Here is a 16,633-nt window from a genome sequence, read left to right on the forward strand (position 1 = left end):
CATGGTCGCGAGCACGCACTGGCTGGCCTCGGCCACCGGCATGGGCGTGCTGGAGCGCGGCGGCAACGCCTTCGACGCGGCGGTCGCCGCGGGCTTCGTGCTGCAGGTCGCCGAGCCGCACCTGAACGGTCCCGGCGGCGAGGTGCCGATCCTGCTGTGGAGCGAGGCCGAGCAGAAGGTGTCGGTCGTGTCGGGGCAGGGCGTGGCCCCGTCCGCGGCCTCCATCGAGCGCTTCACCGAGCTGGGGCTCGACCTCGTCCCCGGCACCGGGCTGCTGGCGGCGACCGTGCCGGGGGCGTTCGGCGGCTGGATGCTCATGCTGGAGCGGTGGGGCACCTGGTCGCTGGCCGACGTGCTGGCGCCTGTGATCCACTACGCCGAGCACGGTGTGCCGGTGCTGGAGCGCGTCTCCACCACGATCGAGTCGGTCAAGGGCCTGTTCACCGACGAATGGACGACCTCCGCTGCCACCTGGCTGCCCGGCGGGAACGTCCCGGCTGCGGGCACGAGGCTGGCCAACCCCGTGCTGGCGGCCACGTACCGGCGGCTGGTCGCGGAGGCCGAGGCGGCCTCCAGCACCCGCGAGGGCCAGCTGGAAGCCGCCAGGAAGGCATGGTACGAGGGCTTCGTCGCCGAGGCGATCGCCGAGTTCTGCGCCAAGACGGCCTGGCGTGACAGCTCCGGCGAGGTGCACGGCGGCCTGCTCACGGCCGACGACCTGGCGGCCTGGAGGCCGTCGGTCGAGGAGCCGCTGACCTTCGACTACCGCGGCCACACCGTGTGCAAGACGGGCCCGTGGGGCCAGGGGCCGGTGTTCCTGCAGCAGCTCGCCCTGCTGGAGGGCTTCGACCTCGACGCGATGGGCCACCTCGGCGCCGACTGGATCCACACGGTCACGGAGGCCGCCAAGCTGGCCTTCGCCGACCGCGAGGCCTGGTACGGCGACACCGACGTGCCCCTGTCCGACCTGCTGAGCCAGGAGTACAACGCCGAGCGGCGGCGGCTGATCGGCGCCCAGGCCAGCCTGGAGCTGCGTCCCGGCGCGCCCGGCGGGCGCACGCCCCGGCTGCCCGTCTACCCCGACCCGAGCACGATCCCGGGCGCGCCCGGTCTGTCGGGCGCGCGCGCCCCGCAGGGCGTCGGCGAGCCCACCGTGGGCCGGGTGGACACCGGCGAGCAGGTGATCTCCGCCGACGGCACGGTCAAGGGCGACACCTGCCACGTCGACGTCGTCGACCGCTTCGGCAACATGGTCTCCGCCACCCCCAGCGGCGGCTGGCTGCAGAGCTCCCCCACGATCCCCCAGCTGGGCTTCTGCCTCGGCACGCGGGCGCAGATGTTCTGGCTGCAGGAGGGCCTGCCCGCCTCCCTGCGGCCCGGCGCGCGCCCGCGCACCACGCTGTCGCCGTCGTTCGCGCTCAGGGACGGCAGGCCGTGGCTGGCGTTCGGCACACCGGGCGGCGACCAGCAGGACCAGTGGAGCGTGAACTTCTTCCTCGCGGTCGTCCACGGCAAGACGAACCTGCAGGAGGCCATCGACGCCCCCATGTTCCACACCGAGCACTTCCCCAGCTCGTTCTACCCGCGCGGCTCCCGTCCCGGCGTGCTGCACGTCGAGGACCGCGTGGACGCGGGCGTCGTCGCGGAGCTGCGCCGGCGCGGGCACGAGGTCGAGATCCAGGACTCGTGGTCACTCGGCAGGCTCAGCGCGGTGGCCCGTGACGGCGACCTGCTCAAGGCCGCCGCCAACCCACGCGGCGCTCAGGGCTACGCCGTCGGCCGATGACGGCCGCTGCCCTCTCTGATGCCGAAGGTGCCGCGCGGCGCCGTCGCGTTCGCCCTCGCCCTGCGCTGAACGTCAGGCGACGGTGGCCTCGATGAGGTCGTCCACCACCTCGGCGAGGTCGTGGTCCCTGGCGTAGGCCCGGCGCTGGCGTACGGCACCCGACCCTTCGCGCAGCAGCCGCTCGAGCCCCTCCTGGATGTACGTCAGGTCGCCCGCCTCCGACAGCGCCGGCCGTACGTGCTCCAGGAGGCGGCCGGCCATCACCGCGGCCGGCACGAGCGTCCCGTCGCGCAGGTCCAGGCTGTCCCCCCGGAGGCCGTCGCGGGCGGCCCGCCAGTAGGCCGCGCGCACCACCTCCGTCGGGACGGGCAGCCCCCGGTCACCGCGCGCGACGGCCCGCAGCGCCGTCATCACCAGAGCCCGGGTGAGCCCGATCAGGGTGAGGCTGTCGGCCACGTCGAGCGGCACGTCGGCCACCCTGACCTCCACCGTCGGCAGGCTGGACGACGGGCGGGAGTCCCAGTAGACGCTCTTGGGGTCGAGCAGCACGCCCGACTCCGCCAGCGACCGTAACGCCAGCTCGTAGGTCTCGTACGACGGGAAGTACGGAGGCGCGCCGGAGACGGGCCAGCGCCCCCAGCTCATCACCCGCCAGGACGCGTAGCCGGTGTCGCGGCCGGCGAAGAACGGCGAGTTGGCGGCGAGGGCGATCAGCGTCGGCAACCACGGCCGCAGATGGTTGCCGACGTAGACGGCCTGCTCGGGGTCGGGCACGTCGACGTGCACGTGCAGCGCGCAGATCGTGAGCTCGTCCTGCAGCCCGCGGTAGAGCACCCGGCCCCGCAGGTAGCGGTCGTCGTCGGTGAGCGGCGGCGGCATGACGTCGCCCAGGACGGGCATGCCGCAGGCGACGACGGCCAGCCCGCACGACCGGGCCGCGCCCGACACCTCCTTGCGCACGTCACGCAGCTGCGAGCCCAGCTCGCTGAGGTCGGCGGAGGGCAGTGTACGGGCCTCCACCTGGAATCTGGTGATCTCGTGGACCACGTCCAACATGCCCGTCGCCGCCGCCAGCACGTCGGCCGCCCGTGGTGTCACGTGGCGAGTGCGGGGATCGACGACGAGGTATTCCTCCTCGATCCCGATGAGCGGAACCATGCCCACCTCGCAGGGGAGTCCTCTTCGTACGGAGGTTTGTGCCCGTGCGGCGCGGCGGGGGAACCTGGTCAGGTGGTGAGGTCCACGGGCCCGTAGACGGCGTGCGCGGTCCGCGTGACCATGGCCCAGTAGCGGTCGCCGTAGGACCAGTGCCACCACTCGGTCGGGTAGTTGACCAGGCCGGCCGGCTCCAGGGCGGCGGCGAGGAGCTTGCGGTGGGCGCGGGCGTCGTCGGAGATGTCGGGGGCGGCGGTGTAGCAGGCGCCGCCGCTCTGCTCCGGGTTGTCGTTGACCTGGGTGCCCATGTCGTACTCGACGCCGTCGGGCGAGCAGAGCGTCAGGTCGACCGCGGCGCCCGCGGTGTGCGGGGCGACCTCGACCGGGGAGACGTAGCGGCTGGCCGCGATGTGCGACTCCTCCTCCGACATCTCGGCGAAGGTCGCGCGCAGCTCGGCGCGGTACCCCTCGAAGATGCGCCGCTGGGTGGCGACCGGGCGGTAGCCCTCGACGATCAGCAGGTGGTAGCCGCTCGGCAGCAGGCTCTCGGCGTGCTCCAGCCGGCGCAGCAGACCGGCCCGCAGGTGCGCGTACGCCCCGGCGTCGTCGGCCATCCGCGTGTCCACGCGCAGCCGGCCGCGCACGTCCTCCAGGGGTTCGCCGCACTCCTGCACCGGGATCGAGGTCACACGGGGGTCGGAGATGAGCACGACATCGTTCGGGGACTGCCACATGGGCAAGAATTCTCACACAGTGTCGGAGAAGACCTGCTCCCGGGCCTGCTCCAACGCCGCCACCAGGGCCCCGCGCAGCACCGGGTCGCCGTCGACCCTGGTCGTGACCACGGCAGGGCTGCTCGGGCAGACCCGCGCCACGGCCTGTTGCACCTTCGCGGCGAGCCGCTCGCCGCCGGCCCGGCCGACGTCGCCGCTGAGCACGATGAGCCCGGGGTCGAGCACGACGGTCACCGCCGCCGCACCCACGGCCAGCCGGGCCGCCACCTCGTCCAGGTACGCCTCGTCGCCGTCCCGCACCAGGTCGGGCACGTGGTCGCCGCTCATGCTGTGCCGCTCGGCCAGCCCCCGCAGCGCGGCGGGCCCCACCAGGCGCTGGAACGAGCCCGACTGCGGCTCCGACACGTCGGTCGGCAGCGGCTCCCCGGGGACGGGCAGCCAGCCGATCTCGCCCGCGCCGCCGGAGATGCCGCGGTGCAGCCTGCCGCCCAGCATGACGCCGAGGCCCTGGCCGACGCCCGCCCACAACACCGCGAAGTCGTCGTAGCCGACGGCGGCGCCGTACGCGTGCTCGGCGAGGGCCACCAGGTTGACGTCGTTCTCGATCGTCACGGGGACGCCGAGGGTCTCACGCAGGCTGGCCAGCACGCCGACGTGCCAGGAGGGCAGGTCGTACGACCAGCGCACGTCGCCGGTCGCCGGATCGACCACGCCCCGGGTGCCGATGACGAAGGCGCGCAGGCGTGACAGGCTGACGTTCGCCGTGTCGCAGGCCCGCCGTACCGCGTCGTGCACGGCGCCCACGGGGTCGCTCACGTCGGAGGGGTTGACGGTGATCTCGACCACGGTCCTGCCGGTGATGTCGGCCACGCCGACGCGTAGGCTGTCGGGCAGCACCTCAAGCCCGGCGACGTACGCGCTGGAGGGGACGACCGCGTAGAGCGCGGCGTGGGGGCCCCGGCCACCCGCCCGCTCCCCGGCCACCTCGACCAGCCCCCGCTCCTCCAGGCGGGCGAGCAGCTGACCTGCGGTCACCTTCGACAGCCCGGTCCGTTCGCCGAGCTCGGCCCGGGTGAGGGGGCCGTCCCCGAGGAGCAGCTCCAGCGCCGCGCGATCGTTCAGCCGGCGGAGCAGCCGGGGGGTTCCCGGGTCTCGACTCATCAGCGCACCTTCTCGTCACGATCGGCTAACGGACGTTTCTTTTAAGAAAGTTTCTTGTTAGTTTAGCAGGCATCGTTCGGCATTGACGATCAGCCTGGTGCGGACCGTAGGCCAGCACCCGGGAAGGGAGAACCCTGTGAGGATCGCGAAGATCACAGCCACTGCGGTCGCCACGGCCACGCTGGCCTTGGGCCTGGCCGCCTGTGGGTCGAGTGACACACCCCCCACGTCCTCACCCGCTGCCGCCGGCGGCCCCAAGTTCGCCGGCAAGACCCTGACGATGTGGCGCCTGGGAGACAGCAACCCCGACGCCAAGAAGTACAACGAAGAGCTGATCGCCGAGTTCCAGAAGCAGACCGGCGCCAAGGTGAACGTCGAGTGGATCCCGTGGGCGCAGGTGAACGACAAGTTCGCCGCCGCCGCGGCGGGCGGCGCGGGCCCCGACGTGACGGAGATCGGCAACGACCAGGTGCCGCTCTGGCACAGCCAGGAGGCCCTGGAGCCGGTCACCGACATCGTCTCCTCGGGCGACCAGGCCCAGATCCCGAAGAACCTCATGGGGCTGGAGACCATCGACGGCGAGACGTACGCCATCCCGTGGGGCGGCGGCAGCCGGGCGGTGCTCTACCGCGCCGACTGGTTCAAGGAACTCGGCATCGAGGTCCCCAAGACGTGGGACGAGCTCGTGGCCGCGGCCAAGAAGATCCAGGAGGAGAAGGGCTCCGACGTCGACGGCTTCGCCTTCAACGGCGGCTCCGACGCCAACCACCTCCTCGGCGCCCTCGCCTGGACCGCCGGCGGCGAGTACGCCGTCAAGGAAGGCGACCGGTGGGTCGGCAAGCTCACCGAGCCGAGCTTCAAGGAGGGCTTCGCCCAGTACACCGGTCTGGTCACCGACGGCCTGTCCAGCAAGTCGCGGCTCAGCCAGAACACCACCGAGATCCGTACGCGCTTCTCCAACGGCAAGGTCGGCATGTACCTCACCGCCGCGTGGGACCTGGCCACCATCGAGGAGGAGAGCAACGGCGAGCTGAAGGGCGACAAGCTGGCCTTCTTCCCGCTCCCGGCCAAGGATGGCGGCGAGGCTCAGTCGTTCCTCGGCGGCAACGACATCGCCGTCTGGGCCCTGGCCAAGGAGATCGACGCGGCCAAGGAGTTCGTGAAGCTGGCCACCAACAAGCAGTGGGGCGTCCGGTACGCCACCGAGGGCGGCCTCCTGCCGGTCTACTCCGACGCCCTGTCGGCGCTGGCCAGTGACCCGGTGCAGGCGCCGTTCGCGGCCGCGTTCGCCAAGGCCAAGGCCTTCCCCGCCGACCCGCAGTGGACCGAGGCCAACGAGACCAAGGCGGTGCTGCAGAACGCCGCGCGCCAGGTCATCGAGGGCGACGCGACCGCGGACGAGGCGTTGGCCGCGGCCAACAAGGAACTCGAAGACATCCTCAACGCGTCCTGAAGCCCCATGACGAAGACCTCAACGCTCCCCCGGGGTGAACGGAACTCCGCCACCCCGGGGCGGCGCCGCGCGCATCCCCCTCGGAAGGCCAGCGGACTGCCCGTCTGGTCGATCCCCTACGTCCTGCTGATCCCGGGCCTGGTGGTCATCGCCGCCCTGCTGCTGTACCCGCTGGTCCAGATGGTGACCATCTCGTTCCAGAAGGTGGGCCTGGTCCAGATCTCCGGCCGCCGGCCCGCCGAATGGCTCGGCTGGGAGAACTACACCGGCATCTTCGACAACGACATCTTCTGGTCCTCGCTCCGCAACACGGTGCTCTTCGCCGTGGTCGCGGTACCGCTGACGCTGATTCTCGGCACCGCCGTCGGCGTGCTGCTGCACCGGCTCGGCAGCAAGATGTCGCTGTTCGTGATCATCGGCATCATGTTCGCCTGGGCCGTCCCGCCGGTGGCGCAGGGCGTCATCTGGCGCTGGTTGTTCGACGCCGAGGCCGGCATCATCAACTGGGCGCTCAACCTGTTGCCCGACTGGCTCTCCAGCGCCCTGTTCGGCCGGGCCGACTGGACCGGCGAGCCCTGGCTCAACGACACCTGGTCCATCTACATGGTGCTGACCATCTGCGTCGTCTGGGCGGGCTTCCCGTTCATCGCGGTCTCCGTGCTGGCCGGCCTCAAGGGCATCCCCGCCGAGCTGTACGAGGCCGCCCGGGTCGACGGATCGACCCCGTGGCGGACGTTCAGGAAGATCACCTTCCCGCTGCTCAAGCCGGTGTTCGCGGTGCTGACCGTGCTGTCCATCATCTGGGACTTCAAGGTCTTCTCCCAGCTGTACGTGCTGGCCGGCACCAACAACCGGGAAGCGTTCAACCTGTCGATGTACGCGGTGACCGAGGCGTTCAGGGCCCCGCCGAAGATGGGCTCGGGCGCGGCCATCGCCGTCGTGCTGACCATCATCCTGCTCATCGTCACCGCCGCCTACATCCGCCAGATGTTCAAGCAGGAGGAGCTGTGATGAGCCCGCTGGCCCGCAGGCGGCTGACCAAGGCCGCGCTCAACACGACGGGTGTGCTGGTCTTCCTGATCGCGACCTTCCCCGTCTACTGGATGGTCTCCACGGCCTTCAAGACGAACGACCAGATCTTCACCACCGACTTCATCCCGTTCCCCACCCAGTTCACCTTCGAGCACATCTCGCGCGTGCTGACCGACGGTGTGGCCGGGCACTCGATCTGGGTCTACCTGCGCAACAGCGCCGTCGTCGCGCTGGGCACGGTGCTGATCGGCGCGGTGTTCGCGCTGCTGTCGGCCACGGCGGTGGCGCGGTTCCGGTTCAAGGGCCGGGTGCCCTTCCTGGCGCTGCTGCTGGTCGTGCAGATGATCCCGGCCGAGGCGCTGGTCATCCCGCTGTTCCTGAGCGTGCGCCGGCTCGGCCTCTACGACCAGCTGCTCGGCCTGATCGTCACGCAGGTGGCGTTGACGCTGCCGTTCGGCATCTGGATGTTGCGCACGTTCGTCGCGGCCGTGCCGAAGTCGCTGGAGGAGGCGGCCTGGATCGACGGCGCCAGCCGCTTCACCACCTTCTGGAAGGTGCTCTTCCCGCTCGTCGCGCCAGGGCTGGTGGCCACCAGCATCTTCTCGTTCATCACCGCGTGGAACGAGCTGATCATGGCCCTCTACCTGATCAGCGATCCCACGAAGTACACGATGCCCGTCGCCCTGCAGTACTTCTTCGGGCAGAAGGGCACCGACTGGGGCGCCATCATGGCCAGCTCCACGATGATGACCCTCCCGGTCGTCATCTTCTTCCTGTTCGTCCAACGCCGCATGGTCTCCGGCCTGGTCGCCGGCGCCGTGAAGGGCTGACATATCCGGTTATGCCGGACAACCGATGAGGAGCCATGAGTCAGAGTGATCGGGGGCTGCGCCGCCTGGCGGCCGGCACACTGCTCGTTTCCTTCCAGGGCACCACGGCGCCCGCATGGGTGCTGCGCGAGCTGGAGCAGGGCCTGGGAGGTGTCACGCTCTTCGGCTGGAACGTGGCAGACCCCGGCCAGGTGCTGGAGCTGACCACCGCGCTGCGGGGAGCCGGTGAGCCCGTCATCTCGCTCGACGAGGAGGGCGGCGACGTGACCCGGCTGGCCTACCACGCCGGGAGCCCGTACCCGGGGAACGCGGCGCTGGGGGCCGTGGACGACGTCGCCCTCACCCGCCGGATCTACCGGGCGATCGCCTCGGAGCTGGTCGCCTGCGGCGTCAACCTCGACATGGCGCCGAGCGCCGACGTCAACACCGAGGCCGACAACCCGGTGATCGGCACCCGGTCGTTCGGCGCCGACGCCGAGCTGGTGGCCCGCCACACGGTCGCGGCCGTCGAGGGCCTGCAGTCGCTGAACGTGGCCGCCTGCGTCAAGCACTTCCCCGGCCACGGCGCCACCCGCGTCGACTCCCACCTCGCCATCCCCGTCGTGGACGTCGGCCTGGACGTGCTGCGCGAGCGCGAGCTGGCGCCGTTCCGCGCGGCGATCGGGGCGGGAGCCAGGTCCGTGATGACCGCGCACGTGGCGGTGCCGGCGCTGACGGGCGAGACGCCCGCCACCTTGTCCGGCGCCGCGCTGGCCGGCCTCCTGCGCGGCGAGCTCGGTTACGACGGCGTGGTCGTCACCGACGCGCTCGACATGCACGCGATCACCAAGAGCGTGGGCCTGGCCGGCGGGGCGGTACGGACCCTCGCGGCCGGGTCCGACCTGCTGTGCCTGGGCCCGGTGCCGGGCTACGACGACGTCCTGGCGATCATCGCCGAGATCGTCGCTGCGGTGGGCGACGGGCGGCTGCCCGCGCAGCGGCTGGAGGAGGCCGCCGCGCGGGTCGCGGCGCTGCGGGAGTGGTTCGCCGCACCGCGGCCCGCCGCCGACGAGCCCGGCGCCGTGGGCCTGGACGCCGCCCGCCGCGCCGTACGGCTCACGGGGACCGCCGAGCCCCTCGTCGAACCGCTGGTGATCGAGGTGGACACCCCGCCGACGATCGCCGTGGGCGAGGTGCCCTGGGGCGTGGGGCCGTGGCTGCCCGAGGCCGAGATCCTCCGGATCGCGCCCGCGGCCGCGGACGTGCCCGGACTGCTCGCCAAGGCCGTGAACCGGTCGCTGGTCGTGGTCGTCAAGGACGCGCACCGCCATCCGGCCGGCCGCGAGATGGTCTCGGCGCTGCTCGCCGAACGCCCCGACACGACGGTGATCGAGATGGGCCTGCCCGTCTGGCGGCCCGCCGGCGCCGCCTACATCGCCACGTACGGCGCCGCCCGCCCCAACGCCCAAGCCGCCATCGAACTCCTCACCGCCTGAGCCACTCGCGCCGCGAGCTGCCCACCGCCTGGACTTCCCCACCGCTCTAGGAGACGAGCAGTTCCTCGCGGGCCTGTTCGAGAGCGGCCAGCACGGCGCCGCGCAGCACCGGGTTGCGGTCGGTCACCGTCGTGGTGACCACCTGGGGGCGGACCGGGCAGATGCGGGCCACCGCCTCCTCCACCCGGGACGTCAGCGCGGCGCCGCCCGCATGCCCGACCTCGCCGGCCAGCACCACCAGCCCAGGGTCGAGGATCACGCACACCGCCGCCACCCCGAGGGCCAGCCGCTGGGCGATCTCGTCGAGCAGCGGCTCACCCTCGGCCCCGGCGGCCACGGCCACCTCGACGCACTCGCCGGCGCTGCCCGCCGCGAACCCGTACCCCCGGGCCAGCTCGGTCACCGCCTCGGCGCTGACCAGCGACTGCAGACCGCCCGCCAGCGACGGCAGCCGCCCGGGCGAGGTGCGGATGTCCTCCGGCAACGGCACGCCGGGCACCGGCAGGTAGCCGATCTCGCCCGCGCTGCCCGACCTCCCGCGGTGGAGCCTGCCGCCGAGCATGACCGCCAGGCCCAGCCCGCGGCTGGCCCACAACAGCACGAAGTCGCCGACCCCCTTGGCGGCCCCGTCGGCGTGCTCGGCGATGGCGGCGAGGTTGACGTCGTTCTCGATCGTCACCTCGCGCCGCAGATGGCCCGCCAACGCCTCGTGGACGCCTTCGTGCCAGCCGGGCAGGTCGAAGGAGAAGCGGATGTCGCCGCTGCGCGGATCGACCACGCCAGGGGTGCCGATCACCACGCCCCGGAGCTTGGAAACGCTGACCCGGGCGCCGCGGCAGGCCTTGACGATGGCGCCGTGCACGACCGAGACCGGGTCGTCGTCGCCGTCGGGCTCGACCGACACCTCGCCGATCGTGTGGCCGTGGATGTCGGCGACCACCGCCGAGACCAGGTCGGGCCCGACCTCCAGGCCCGCGACGTACGCGCTGGAGGGGATGACGGAGTAGAGGGCCGCGTTCGGCCCGCGCCCGCCGGCCTGGGCGCCGACCACCTCGACCAGGCCGCGCTCCTCCAGCCGGGCGAGCGTCTGCGAGGCCGTGACCTTGGACAGGCCCGTCAGGTCGCCGATCTGCCCCCGCGTCATCGGCCCGGTGGCCAGCAGCAGCTCCAGCGCGGCCCGGTCGTTGATCTCCCTGAGCAATCTGGGCACACCAGGGCGTCGCTCCACGCTGTATCCCACCGTCACATCGAAAAGGTTGTTGGAAGTTTAGCGCTCCGGCACTTGCGCGCCGCTGCGAGCGGACAAGAGGATGCCTGACGCGGACGGTTGATCCTGCAGGAGGGTGCCGTCACGGCGCGTACGGAATGTGAATCTCCTGCATGTTCTGGCGGCCTTGCGGCTAACCAGTGATGACCAGGAGGGATAATCAAGAACATGCGCCTATCCGCTCGTGTCGACTACGCCCTCCGCGCCGCCGCCGAACTCGCCGCGGCCGGCGCCGGCCCGACCACCGTGGGCGAGCTCGCCAAGGAGCAGGACATGCCCCCCAAATACCTGGAGAACATCCTGCTCCAGATGCGCCGCGCCGGCCTCGTCCGCGGCCAGCGCGGCCCCGAGGGCGGTTATGTGCTGGCCAGGCCGGCGTCCGACATCTCGCTGGCCGACGTGATCAGGGCCGTCGACGGCCCGCTGGCCAACGTCCGGGGCGAGCGGCCCGAGCACGTCGGCTACCGCGGCCCGGCGGAGTCGCTGCAGCAGGTGTGGATCGCGCTGCGCGCCACCGAGCGCTCGATCCTCGAAGAGGTCACGCTGGAGCACGTCTCGTCGGGCTCCCTGCCCGACCGCATCCGCCAGCTCGCCGCCGACCCCGCCGCCTGGGACTGACGAGACCACCACCCTCATCCCGGCCACCGGTCCATCGGCGAGCCCGCGAGCGTCCCGCCGTCCATCGTCACCGAGCTCGCGGTCCTCACCGCCGCACCACTTGGCCGGTCAACGGCACGCGCGTCACGGCGGGCACCCCGTGCGGGTCAGCGGCCGTATTCCTGGAGGCCCTCAGCCCCGGTCGGCGGGTGGCGGCCTGCTTGGCCCCGCCGTAACAGAGACACTGTTTCCGCAACGGAGCCGACCGCGAACATCGCCGGCCGGTTCAGATCCAGGTGGTGCCCAGCCAGGCGGTCGCGGCCGCGGCGGCCAGGAGGGCGATGTTGAGTCCGATCAGCCGGGCCTCGCCACGGGAGAGGTGGACCGCGATACCGCCGACCTGGATCACGACGAGGCCGATCGCCGCGGCGATGGCGAGCCAGGGCGCGATTCCGGTCAGCGGCGGCAGGACGAGGCCGACGGCGCCGAGAATCTCCAGCACGCCGATGAGCCGGACGAGCGGCATGGGAACGCGGTCGACCCAGCCCATCATCGGCAGGAGCCGTTCCTGGCTCTGGATGGCCTTCTTACCTCCGGCGTAGAGGTAGAACACGGCCAGCAGCGCGGCGACAATCCAGTAAGTGACGCTCATGTGGGGGCTCCGAGACTGATGGTTACTGTTCGTAAGTTGCCCCATCATGCGTCACTATTGAGACCCTTACAAAAGGCACAGGCGTGTGCCTTAGGCACAAGGGGCTGTCATGTCGCAGTACGAGCACACCTGCATGATCCGCGGAGACGGCGGCCGGACGATCCGCACGATCCTCGACCGGATCTGCGACAAATGGACCCTCCTGGTCGTGGCAACCCTTGATCAGGAACGGCTGCGCTTCACCGACCTGCATCGCCAGATCCCGGGCATCTCCCAGCGCATGCTGACCCTGACCCTCCGGAACCTGGAACGCGACGGCCTCGTCTCCCGGACGGTGTACGCCGAGGTGCCCCCGAGAGTCGAATACGCGCTGACCCCGACCGGGCGCAGTCTCATCTCGCCCGCGCTGGCGCTGGCAAGCTGGGCCATCGACCACATCGCCGACATCGAGGCCAGCAGAACCGCCTACGAGACCCGAAACGCCTGATCCTGCCCCCCGACGCCCGAATCCGGGACCAGAGCATCCGCAGCGCCGCGAACCACCGAGGGGCGCGGTTCCTAGACTGGAGGGATGCCGGAAGGGGACGCCGTCTATCGGGCCGCCGCGCGCCTGAGGGGTGCGCTGGACGGCCGCGTACTCACGCGATCGGATTTCCGCGTCCCCCGGCACGCCACCGCCGATCTCACCGGCCGCGCGGTCGTCACCACGATCTCCCGCGGCAAACACCTGCTGACCCGCGTCGAGGGCGCTCTCACCGTCCACACCCACCTGCGCATGGACGGAAGCTGGCGCATCACCCCCGCAGGCCGGCGCACCGCCCCCGGCGACCAGGTACGCCTGATCCTGGCCAACGACGAATGGCAGGCGATCGGCGTCAAGCTGGGAATGGTCGATCTCGTCAGAACGGACGACGAGGCACGCCTGGTGGGCCACCTGGGGCCCGATCTGCTGGGCCCTGACTGGGACCCGGAGGAGGCCACGCGCAGGCTGCGAGCGGCGCCCGGCAGGACCATCGGGGAGGCGCTGCTCGATCAGCGCAACTTGGCGGGGATCGGCACGATCTATCGCGCCGAGACCCTCTTCCTGCGGGGGGTCTGGCCGTGGCGGAAGGTCGGGGAGATCGACGATCTCGAAGGGCTCGTGTCGCTGGCCCAGCGGCTGCTGGCGGCCAACAAGGGGCACGCGGGCACGGTGACCACAGGTGATCGCCGACCGGCGAACCAGACCTGGGTCTATGGCAGGGCGGGGAGGCCCTGTCGCCGATGCGGCACCCGCATCAGCCGTGCGGAGATGGGGGCGCAGCCACAGGAACGGCTGATCCTGTGGTGTGCGGGCTGCCAGCCGCGTTAGGCAGCCACCATGTCCTTGACCTCAGGGAACACCGAATCGGACATCGGCCCAGGGACCGTCTCCGAAAGCAGGCGCTCGTGCTCGGGCACCTCGGCCAACACAGGGGCAGCCTGGAGCTCCGCCAGCGCGAACTGGTCGGACACCTCACGCAACACCTGCGACAGCGGCACTCCAAGCGCGCCGCAAATGGACGCGAGCAGCTCCGACGAGGCCTCCTTCTGGCCGCGTTCGACCTCGGACAGGTAGCCGAGCGAAACACGCGCCAGCGTGGACACCTCTCTCAGCGTCCGCCCCTGCCGCACCCGCAACCGCCTCAGCACGTCGCCGAGCAGCTGACGCAGCAGAATCATCTGTCGCTCCCTCCCCGGCGCGGATGTCTTCACCACGCCCCGCGCGATCGGATCGTGCCGCACATTGGTCTTCTTCGCTTCGTACATACTCCTCGCCGTCATCGTGGGGCGACGCGGCCCCTGGACCGCCACTCGTGGCTCGTTGCGCGACTCATCAGGCCCGCCTGCCGGGCGCTCGGTGCTTGCAGTTGGCTCACGGACCTCACTCACAGCTCCACCGTACCCGTATCCACCGACACCGCGTCAGACCGCGCATCGCATGTTCGCTCGGGACGTAACACGGTAATCATCCGGAATGTTCCCCTACGTTAGCCTTCAGCACACTTGAAAGGAGATCGACTACCTCGTCCACCGTCCCTACCCTGATACGTTCGCGCGACCCGTCCAGTTTCAACTCCCGGGACCAGATCTTCCCTCCGGGCCCCGCAACGGCCGCGTACACGGTGCCGACGGGCTTGCCGTCCTGCGGCTCCGGGCCGGCCACCCCGGTCACCGCCACCCCGTACGTCGCCTCGCACAGCCGCGCCGCCCCCGCGGCCATCGCCGCCGCCACCTCGGGGTGCACCGCCCCTTCACGGCGCAGCAGCTCCCCCGGCACGCCCAGCACGTCACGCTTGACCTCGGTCGCGTACGAGATCACCCCGCCCCGGAACGCCTTCGACGCCCCCGCGACCGAGGTGATCGTCGCCCCGATGAGCCCTCCGGTCAGCGACTCGGCCACCGCCACCGTGGCCCCCTGGCCGACCAGCAGCGCCAGCATGCCCGCCACATCCGCCATCGTTCACTCCCCTCGTGCCCGCCTGGCCACGCTACGCAGTTTCACCGCCCTGACGATGTAGTCGACGCCGGTGCCCACGGTGATCAGCACCGCCGCCCCCATCACCACCCACCGGACGGGGTCGGGCACGAAAGGCAGCAGATAGAGCACGATGGCCGTGATCTGCAGCACGGTCTTGACCTTGCCGCCGTAGCTGGCCGGGATGACCGCGTGCCGCAGCAGCAAGAAGCGCAGCGCCGTGATGCCCAGCTCTCTGACGAGGATCACGATCGTGACCCACCACGGCAGCTCGCCGAGGATCGACAGGCACACCAGGGCCGCCCCAGTCAGCGCCTTGTCGGCGATCGGGTCGGCGATCTTGCCGAAATCGGTGATCAGGCCGTATCGCCTGGCCAGCTCGCCATCGAGGTGGTCGGTGAGGGAGGCCACCGCGAAAAGCGCGAGCGCGGCCACCCGCCACCCGGTGCCCGGCAGGAAAAGACAGAAGACGAAGAAGGGGACGAGCGCCAACCGGAGGACCGTGAGGACGTTGGCGATGTTCCACGGGCTTACCACGCGGCGCTCGTCCCTCGTCATGGACCGGCCTTGATGCGCGCGATCAGGTCGACCCCCTCGGCGTCGACCACCACCGCGCGCACGATCTGCCCCTGGACCAGGCCGATGCCCTGGACCGTCACCGAGCCGTCGACCTCGGGCCCCTGGTGGGCGGCCCTGCCCTCGTAGCCGCCGTCGCCCAGGTCGTCGTCGATCAGCACGTCGACCTCCGTCCCGATGCGCTCCTCCGCGCGCTGGGCGGTCAGCTCCTCGGCCAGCTCGGTGAGCACGCGGACGCGCTCGTCGACGACCTCCTGCTCCAGCTTGCCCGGCAACCGCGCGGCCTCCGTGCCGTCCTCGTCGGAGTAGCCGAACACGCCGATCACGTCGAGCCTGGCCCGCTCCAGGAACCCGACCAGCTCGCCGAACTCCTCCTCGGTCTCGCCGGGGAAGCCCACGATGAAGTTGGACCGCACGCCCGCCTCGGGGGCGCGCTCACGAATGGTGTCGAGCAGCCCGAGGAACCGCTCGGGGTCGCCGAAGCGGCGCATCCGCCGCAGCACGCCGTTGCTGGCGTGCTGGAAGGACAGGTCGAAATAGGGCGCCACACCCTCGGTGCCGGTGATCACGTCGATCAGCCCCGGGCGCAGCTCGGCCGGCTGCAGGTAGCTGACCCGCACCCGCTCGATGCCTTCGACGGCGGCGAGCTGGGGCAGCAGCTGCTCCAGCGCCCGCAGGTCGCCCAGGTCCTTGCCGTAGGAGGTGGAGTTCTCGCTGACCAGGACGAGCTCGCGCACGCCCCGGTGGGCCAGCCAGTCGGCCTCGGCCAGCAGCTCCTCGGGCCTGCGGGAGACGTAGGAGCCGCGGAAGGCCGGGATGGCGCAGAACGTGCAGCGCCGGTCGCAGCCGGAGGCCAGCTTGAGCGAGGCCACCGGGCTCTCGTCGAGCCGTCTGCGCAGCACGCGCGGCCCGCTGGCCGGCGCCACGCCTTCCGGCAGGTCGCCGTGGCCCGGGATGTGGGACTTGGCGGCGCTCGCGCGGTCGACCGGGGAGATGGGCAGCAGGGTGCGCCGGTCGCGCGGCGTGTGGGGCGTCAGCGGCCGGCCGGCGAGCACGTCGTCGAGGCGCCCGCCGATGTCGGCGTAGTCGTCGAACGAGATGACCGCGCTCGCCTCGGGCAGGGCCTCGGCGAGCTCCTTGCCGTAGCGCTCGGCCATGCAGCCCGCGGCCACCACCTTCGCGCCCGAGTCGGCGGCGGCGAGGAGCGTGTCGATGGAGTCTTTCTTGGCCGAGTCGATGAAGCCACACGTGTTGACGACGACGACGTCGGGGGCGTCCTCGCCCAGCTGCCAACCGGCAGCCTCGAGTCGCGCGGCCAGCTCCTCGGAGTCGACCTCGTTACGTGCGCAGCCCAGAGTGATCAGCGATGCGGTTCGGCGGGATGACATGGTGAACACTACGGTATCGGGAGTTGGCCA

At 71.3% G+C, this 16,633-nt stretch carries 17 protein-coding genes; 8 read left to right on the forward strand and 9 right to left on the reverse strand.

The genetic code is table 11. The features are described from left to right. The first annotated feature begins 1 nt into the window (after position 1). On the forward strand, positions 2-1,786 hold the full coding sequence (locus tag ACIBP6_RS22860) for a gamma-glutamyltransferase family protein (protein WP_397055385.1): 1,785 nt from the start codon (positions 2-4) through the stop codon (positions 1,784-1,786). Positions 1,787-1,858: 72 nt separating this feature from the next. Here ACIBP6_RS22860 and ACIBP6_RS22865 read toward each other — a convergent pair whose 3' ends face one another. The 3 genes from ACIBP6_RS22865 to ACIBP6_RS22875 form a co-directional block, all read right to left on the reverse strand. Beyond that, positions 1,859-2,944, reverse strand: a complete 1,086-nt coding sequence (locus ACIBP6_RS22865) for a carboxylate-amine ligase (RefSeq protein ID WP_132616297.1) — start codon at positions 2,942-2,944, stop codon at positions 1,859-1,861. Positions 2,945-3,012: 68 nt separating this feature from the next. Then, complete coding sequence (locus ACIBP6_RS22870; RefSeq protein WP_397055088.1) at positions 3,013-3,675, reverse strand: M15 family metallopeptidase; 663 nt, start codon at positions 3,673-3,675, stop codon at positions 3,013-3,015. Positions 3,676-3,687: 12 nt separating this feature from the next. Continuing rightward, complete coding sequence (locus tag ACIBP6_RS22875; RefSeq protein ID WP_397055090.1) at positions 3,688-4,836, reverse strand: ROK family transcriptional regulator; 1,149 nt, start codon at positions 4,834-4,836, stop codon at positions 3,688-3,690. Between the two features lie 136 nt (positions 4,837-4,972). Between ACIBP6_RS22875 and ACIBP6_RS22880 the strand changes: the two genes are divergently transcribed. The 4 genes from ACIBP6_RS22880 to ACIBP6_RS22895 are packed head-to-tail and all read left to right on the forward strand — an operon-like array spanning position 4,973 to position 9,626. Beyond that, positions 4,973-6,289: an extracellular solute-binding protein gene (locus ACIBP6_RS22880; RefSeq protein ID WP_132619191.1), complete on the forward strand. Its 1,317-nt coding sequence runs from the start codon at positions 4,973-4,975 to the stop codon at positions 6,287-6,289. Positions 6,290-6,295: 6 nt separating this feature from the next. Then, complete coding sequence (locus tag ACIBP6_RS22885; RefSeq protein WP_397055092.1) at positions 6,296-7,300, forward strand: carbohydrate ABC transporter permease; 1,005 nt, start codon at positions 6,296-6,298, stop codon at positions 7,298-7,300. Next, the gene (locus ACIBP6_RS22890) at positions 7,300-8,151 is read left to right on the forward strand and encodes a carbohydrate ABC transporter permease (protein ID WP_397055094.1); all 852 of its coding nucleotides are present in this window, start codon (positions 7,300-7,302) and stop codon (positions 8,149-8,151) included. Before ACIBP6_RS22885 ends, ACIBP6_RS22890 begins: the two co-directional genes overlap by 1 nt. Before the next feature lie 35 nt (positions 8,152-8,186). Further along, positions 8,187-9,626 (forward strand): glycoside hydrolase family 3 protein, encoded by a 1,440-nt coding sequence (locus ACIBP6_RS22895; RefSeq protein WP_397055096.1) that lies wholly within the window; start codon positions 8,187-8,189, stop codon positions 9,624-9,626. 46 nt (positions 9,627-9,672) lie between these two features. Here the strand turns inward: ACIBP6_RS22895 and ACIBP6_RS22900 are convergent, their stop codons facing one another. Next, a complete protein-coding gene (locus ACIBP6_RS22900; RefSeq protein WP_397055098.1) occupies positions 9,673-10,854 on the reverse strand; it encodes an ROK family transcriptional regulator in 1,182 nt (393 codons plus the stop codon). Between the two features lie 207 nt (positions 10,855-11,061). Here ACIBP6_RS22900 and ACIBP6_RS22905 point away from each other — a divergent pair, with 207 nt between their 5' ends. Then, positions 11,062-11,511 carry an RrF2 family transcriptional regulator gene (locus tag ACIBP6_RS22905; protein WP_111181941.1) on the forward strand — a complete coding sequence of 150 codons (450 nt, stop codon included), beginning with the start codon at positions 11,062-11,064 and terminating at the stop codon, positions 11,509-11,511. 265 nt (positions 11,512-11,776) lie between these two features. Here the strand turns inward: ACIBP6_RS22905 and ACIBP6_RS22910 are convergent, their stop codons facing one another. Beyond that, on the reverse strand, positions 11,777-12,142 hold the full coding sequence (locus ACIBP6_RS22910; RefSeq protein ID WP_397055100.1) for a DoxX family protein: 366 nt from the start codon (positions 12,140-12,142) through the stop codon (positions 11,777-11,779). Positions 12,143-12,251: 109 nt separating this feature from the next. Between ACIBP6_RS22910 and ACIBP6_RS22915 the strand changes: the two genes are divergently transcribed. Both ACIBP6_RS22915 and ACIBP6_RS22920 read left to right on the forward strand, forming a co-directional pair. Continuing rightward, complete coding sequence (locus ACIBP6_RS22915; RefSeq protein WP_397055102.1) at positions 12,252-12,629, forward strand: winged helix-turn-helix transcriptional regulator; 378 nt, start codon at positions 12,252-12,254, stop codon at positions 12,627-12,629. An 84-nt stretch (positions 12,630-12,713) separates the two neighbouring features. Continuing rightward, positions 12,714-13,493 (forward strand): DNA-formamidopyrimidine glycosylase family protein, encoded by a 780-nt coding sequence (locus ACIBP6_RS22920; protein ID WP_397055104.1) that lies wholly within the window; start codon positions 12,714-12,716, stop codon positions 13,491-13,493. Here the strand turns inward: ACIBP6_RS22920 and ACIBP6_RS22925 are convergent. From ACIBP6_RS22925 to rimO, 4 genes are all read right to left on the reverse strand, one after another. Beyond that, entirely contained in the window at positions 13,490-13,843 is a 354-nt protein-coding gene (locus ACIBP6_RS22925) for a helix-turn-helix domain-containing protein (RefSeq protein WP_397055386.1), read from the reverse strand. The genes ACIBP6_RS22920 and ACIBP6_RS22925 overlap by 4 nt on opposite strands. A 286-nt stretch (positions 13,844-14,129) precedes the next feature. Next, positions 14,130-14,621, reverse strand: coding sequence for a CinA family protein (locus ACIBP6_RS22930; protein WP_132619207.1), 492 nt, complete (start codon positions 14,619-14,621; stop codon positions 14,130-14,132). A 3-nt stretch (positions 14,622-14,624) separates the two neighbouring features. Beyond that, positions 14,625-15,197 (reverse strand): CDP-diacylglycerol--glycerol-3-phosphate 3-phosphatidyltransferase, encoded by a 573-nt coding sequence (pgsA, locus tag ACIBP6_RS22935; RefSeq protein WP_397055106.1) that lies wholly within the window; start codon positions 15,195-15,197, stop codon positions 14,625-14,627. After that, entirely contained in the window at positions 15,194-16,603 is a 1,410-nt protein-coding gene (gene rimO / locus ACIBP6_RS22940) for a 30S ribosomal protein S12 methylthiotransferase RimO (RefSeq protein WP_397055108.1), read from the reverse strand. The genes pgsA and rimO overlap by 4 nt, the downstream gene beginning before the upstream one ends. Between the last annotated feature and the right edge of the window lie 30 nt (positions 16,604-16,633).

This window comes from Nonomuraea terrae, from assembly GCF_044465245.1.
In the GTDB taxonomy this organism is placed as follows: Bacteria; Actinomycetota; Actinomycetes; order Streptosporangiales; family Streptosporangiaceae; genus Nonomuraea; species Nonomuraea terrae.

Coding starts and splice junctions, on each gene's coding strand:
- ACIBP6_RS22865 (WP_132616297.1), bottom strand. CDS start 2,944: ATGGTTCCGCTCATCGGGATCGAGGAGGAATACCTCGTCGTCGATCCC.
- ACIBP6_RS22930 (WP_132619207.1), bottom strand. CDS start 14,621: ATGGCGGATGTGGCGGGCATGCTGGCGCTGCTGGTCGGCCAGGGGGCC.
- ACIBP6_RS22870 (WP_397055088.1), bottom strand. CDS start 3,675: ATGTGGCAGTCCCCGAACGATGTCGTGCTCATCTCCGACCCCCGTGTG.
- ACIBP6_RS22920 (WP_397055104.1), top strand. CDS start 12,714: ATGCCGGAAGGGGACGCCGTCTATCGGGCCGCCGCGCGCCTGAGGGGT.
- ACIBP6_RS22860 (WP_397055385.1), top strand. CDS start 2: ATGGTCGCGAGCACGCACTGGCTGGCCTCGGCCACCGGCATGGGCGTG.
- rimO (WP_397055108.1), bottom strand. CDS start 16,603: ATGTCATCCCGCCGAACCGCATCGCTGATCACTCTGGGCTGCGCACGT.
- ACIBP6_RS22885 (WP_397055092.1), top strand. CDS start 6,296: ATGACGAAGACCTCAACGCTCCCCCGGGGTGAACGGAACTCCGCCACC.
- ACIBP6_RS22915 (WP_397055102.1), top strand. CDS start 12,252: ATGTCGCAGTACGAGCACACCTGCATGATCCGCGGAGACGGCGGCCGG.
- ACIBP6_RS22905 (WP_111181941.1), top strand. CDS start 11,062: ATGCGCCTATCCGCTCGTGTCGACTACGCCCTCCGCGCCGCCGCCGAA.
- ACIBP6_RS22895 (WP_397055096.1), top strand. CDS start 8,187: ATGAGTCAGAGTGATCGGGGGCTGCGCCGCCTGGCGGCCGGCACACTG.
- pgsA (WP_397055106.1), bottom strand. CDS start 15,197: ATGACGAGGGACGAGCGCCGCGTGGTAAGCCCGTGGAACATCGCCAAC.
- ACIBP6_RS22875 (WP_397055090.1), bottom strand. CDS start 4,836: ATGAGTCGAGACCCGGGAACCCCCCGGCTGCTCCGCCGGCTGAACGAT.
- ACIBP6_RS22890 (WP_397055094.1), top strand. CDS start 7,300: ATGAGCCCGCTGGCCCGCAGGCGGCTGACCAAGGCCGCGCTCAACACG.
- ACIBP6_RS22925 (WP_397055386.1), bottom strand. CDS start 13,843: ATGATTCTGCTGCGTCAGCTGCTCGGCGACGTGCTGAGGCGGTTGCGG.
- ACIBP6_RS22910 (WP_397055100.1), bottom strand. CDS start 12,142: ATGAGCGTCACTTACTGGATTGTCGCCGCGCTGCTGGCCGTGTTCTAC.